The 2,764-nt window shown below is 59.3% G+C and carries 5 protein-coding genes; 2 read left to right on the top strand and 3 right to left on the bottom strand.

Features of this window, described 5'->3' with window-relative positions:
* Together O6929_13850 and O6929_13845 are read left to right on the top strand one after the other, a co-directional pair.
* Window positions 1-264: type II toxin-antitoxin system VapB family antitoxin (locus tag O6929_13850; GenBank protein ID MCZ6481463.1), on the top strand; the 264-nt coding region annotated here is incomplete at its 5' end.
* Window positions 251-649, top strand: a complete 399-nt coding sequence (locus O6929_13845) for a PIN domain-containing protein (GenBank protein MCZ6481462.1) — start codon at window positions 251-253, stop codon at window positions 647-649. The genes O6929_13850 and O6929_13845, both read left to right, overlap by 14 nt.
* Window positions 650-867: 218 nt before the next feature.
* Here O6929_13845 and O6929_13840 read toward each other — a convergent pair whose 3' ends face one another.
* The 3 genes from O6929_13840 to O6929_13830 all read right to left on the bottom strand — a co-directional run bounded on the left by O6929_13840 (window position 868) and on the right by O6929_13830 (window position 2,420).
* Window positions 868-1,266: an SgcJ/EcaC family oxidoreductase gene (locus O6929_13840; protein MCZ6481461.1), complete on the bottom strand. Its 399-nt coding sequence runs from the start codon at window positions 1,264-1,266 to the stop codon at window positions 868-870.
* 334 nt (window positions 1,267-1,600) lie between these two features.
* Window positions 1,601-1,987 carry a hypothetical protein gene (locus O6929_13835; GenBank protein ID MCZ6481460.1) on the bottom strand — a complete coding sequence of 129 codons (387 nt, stop codon included), beginning with the start codon at window positions 1,985-1,987 and terminating at the stop codon, window positions 1,601-1,603.
* 73 nt (window positions 1,988-2,060) lie between these two features.
* Window positions 2,061-2,420: a hypothetical protein gene (locus O6929_13830; GenBank protein ID MCZ6481459.1), complete on the bottom strand. Its 360-nt coding sequence runs from the start codon at window positions 2,418-2,420 to the stop codon at window positions 2,061-2,063.
* Between the last annotated feature and the right edge of the window lie 344 nt (window positions 2,421-2,764).

Here is a 2,764-nt window from a genome sequence, read left to right as displayed (position 1 = left end):
ATGCATAGAAAGGAGGTGCATTCCGTGCGCACCACATTGGACCTCGACGAAAAGCTGGTCAAAGAGCTCCTCGCGGTCACCGGCGTCAAGACGAAAACCGGGGCCATTCACCTCGCGATATCTGAATTCCTCCGCCAGAAGAAGATCGAGCAGTTGCTCGCCCTCGAGGGGAAGATCCACCTCGACCTCGACTGGCGCGAGTTGGAGGAGCGCGAACTGAAGGCGCAGGAGAAAAGGGAGAGGCAGTGGCGTGATCGTCGCTGATACGTCGGTCTGGATCGCGTACTTCACCGGGACCGAGCCGTCGGTCAGGGTGGCCCTTCGCGCCCTGATCCGGAGAGGGCGGGTCGCTTTGGTCGGTGTCGTCCTGGCTGAACTCCTCCAGGGGTGTCGAACCCCGAACGAGGCCGAGACAATCCTCTCGACGCTCACGGGGCTCCACTTTCTGGACACGACCTTCAGCAGCTGGAAACGAACCGGCGAGCTGGGGTCGCTTCTGCGCCGCAAGGGAATCACCCTTCCCCTTTCGGATCTCATCATTGGCGCCGTCGCCATGGACCATAAGTGCCAAGTGTTCACCCTGGATATCCACTTCCGGCAGATCCCCGGCGTGAAACTCTATCGACCACCCCGGTTAGAGAAACGATAACGGTCCGCTGCGCATACCGCTGTCCCCCGCGCGCTTCGACCGGGGCGGATGGCGAGGCCGGAGGTCTCGGGCATGCTAATGGATTTCAGGCAAAGACTGTGGAGAGGACCCAGAGAAGGAAGAAGGGGTCAGATCTTTTGTTGACTAATTCTTTAACAAGCGGCGCCCCGGACACCCTCCATCAGCTCTGCCAGGGTGTCCGCCTGGACATGGTCTCTCTACTTGACGAGGTTGGGGTCGGGCACTGCGGACGAGTGGTGATCCACGATCATCCAGCGCCCGTCGCGCTTGACGTAAGTGAAACTATACCGCGCGGGAAGATTCTTGCTCTGGCCCTCTTTCACCCACGAGAAGGTGTAATAGCCGGTATTGATGGCCGTACTGCCGTAAACCCGGATAAAGGGATCCTTGAAAGTCACCTTGTGCGATGGCAGGGCAACAAACGCCTTCACAAAATAGTCGCGAAGCGCTGCCGGGTCATCCCGCCGTGTGGGAGAGAGCGTCCCCCACAGGACGGCATCCTCGGCGTAGAGGGCAAGTATCGGGTCAGGATTGTCGTTGCTAAAGGTTGTTGTCCACTGCTCCATGGCTGAAACAAGCTGCTCCTTGTCCGTCATGGCTGTTTCCTCCGCGCGTGGGGTTTCATCGCCAATACTCGGGGGGTTGCCAGGATACTAGCCCGCATTATTCACGAAAGGAGTGTTTTCGTCAATAATGCGCCTGCAGGTGGGGCCCGGCCGCACCGGCAGGTTTCGAGGCTAGCCCTGAGCGACTCCCCGCAAACGCGGGGTGGAGTCGAAGCCCGGAGGGCGGATTATTCACTTCTTCTATGTGAATAAGCCGGGCTACGGTCCCGCGTGAGTGCTGTCAAGACCTTAAAAAGCATAAAGCACCGGGGCCCCGTGGAGCCACCCAGTGCTTTGATGTCTGTGTTTGCGAGGCCTTGCCTCTCTACGCAAAGACCGAGGAGAGGACCCAGAGGGAGATACCGACCCAAATGACGATGGGGAGCCACGCATTGCGCAGCAGCTCTGATCGGTTCGCCGCCATCTCCTCCGCGATTTTCAACATCGGCTTTGCATACGGCAGCATCCCCAGCCCCATCACAAGGGCGGTGAAGGCCATCACCGCAGCAACTTCGACGATAGTCAGGCTTGCAAACACAAAGTACCCGACCACGATCGCCAGTCCCGCATATACGGCCGTCGCCAATGCGGGATTATCAAATATTGGCGCAGCGACCTTTTTCATCCACAGGCCAGGATTCACAAGAACAACGGAGATCTTCACCAAAACGAGGACTGCAAGGATCGTTGCGATAACCTCGAGTGCTGTCATTTAATTCACCTCCGATCGCCACGGGTCACCGGGGGCCGTGCGTGGCCTCCCGGTCCCCTAAAGCCTCTCTCCTCTAATAGATGTAACCGCGGCCCCTACCACCTCCGGGGCCCATGCCCCTGCCATGAGGACCGGGAGTCTCGGGCATGGTGATGCCGCGCTCTTTGGCCCGCTCGACCATCTCCTTATGCCATTCCTCGCGGTACTGCTCGCGCGCCTCGGGGCTCAAGGTCCTCATCTTCTCCCGGTGCTGTTGCCACTCCCCCTGGGTCATGAGCTGCCGGCCCATTCCCCGGCCAAGGAGAAAGGTCTCCTCCACCAGCTGCTCCCATTGCCCCTGTGTATCGGCTGCTGCAACCGCCGTGGACGAGCTTAGCTGTAAGGTAAGAAGTCCCGCGACAACCAACCATCCGAGCAAGTGCCTGATATTCATGGTGCCCTCCGTGCGTTACCAACCATCTAGTTTCATGGAGTCACCACTCGCTTGAAAGGGTCCCGGGAATGTCCCCCACATAAAAATATAGGCACCGGGGGCCTTTTTGTCCCGCCCGGTGCCTTCACTGTGCGCACTTGGGATAATTAGCTGGTTCTACCAGGATTTCAGCCTGGACATTCTACTCGTCGGCGTCTTCGTCCTCTTCCGGCTCGACCTCGAACCCCCGCTCCTCCATCTCGAGGGCGAAGAGGGCCAGGTATCTGAGCTTCGCGGGTGGCTCGACGACTTGTTCGGAATAGCTCAGGCCCGCATGCAACTCCGGGGCGTGGACGGGAATGGAC

Source organism: Candidatus Methylomirabilota bacterium, from assembly GCA_027293415.1.
Taxonomy (GTDB): domain Bacteria; phylum Methylomirabilota; class Methylomirabilia; order Methylomirabilales; family CSP1-5; genus CSP1-5.
Note: the sequence above shows the minus strand (reverse complement) of the source record. Positions and strands in the feature narration are given on the sequence as shown.

Excerpts from the sequence above, each read along its gene's own strand:
- O6929_13830 (MCZ6481459.1), bottom strand. The coding sequence starts at position 2,420 with ATGAATATCAGGCACTTGCTCGGATGGTTGGTTGTCGCGGGACTTCTT.
- O6929_13840 (MCZ6481461.1), bottom strand. The coding sequence starts at position 1,266 with ATGACGGACAAGGAGCAGCTTGTTTCAGCCATGGAGCAGTGGACAACA.
- O6929_13835 (MCZ6481460.1), bottom strand. The coding sequence starts at position 1,987 with ATGACAGCACTCGAGGTTATCGCAACGATCCTTGCAGTCCTCGTTTTG.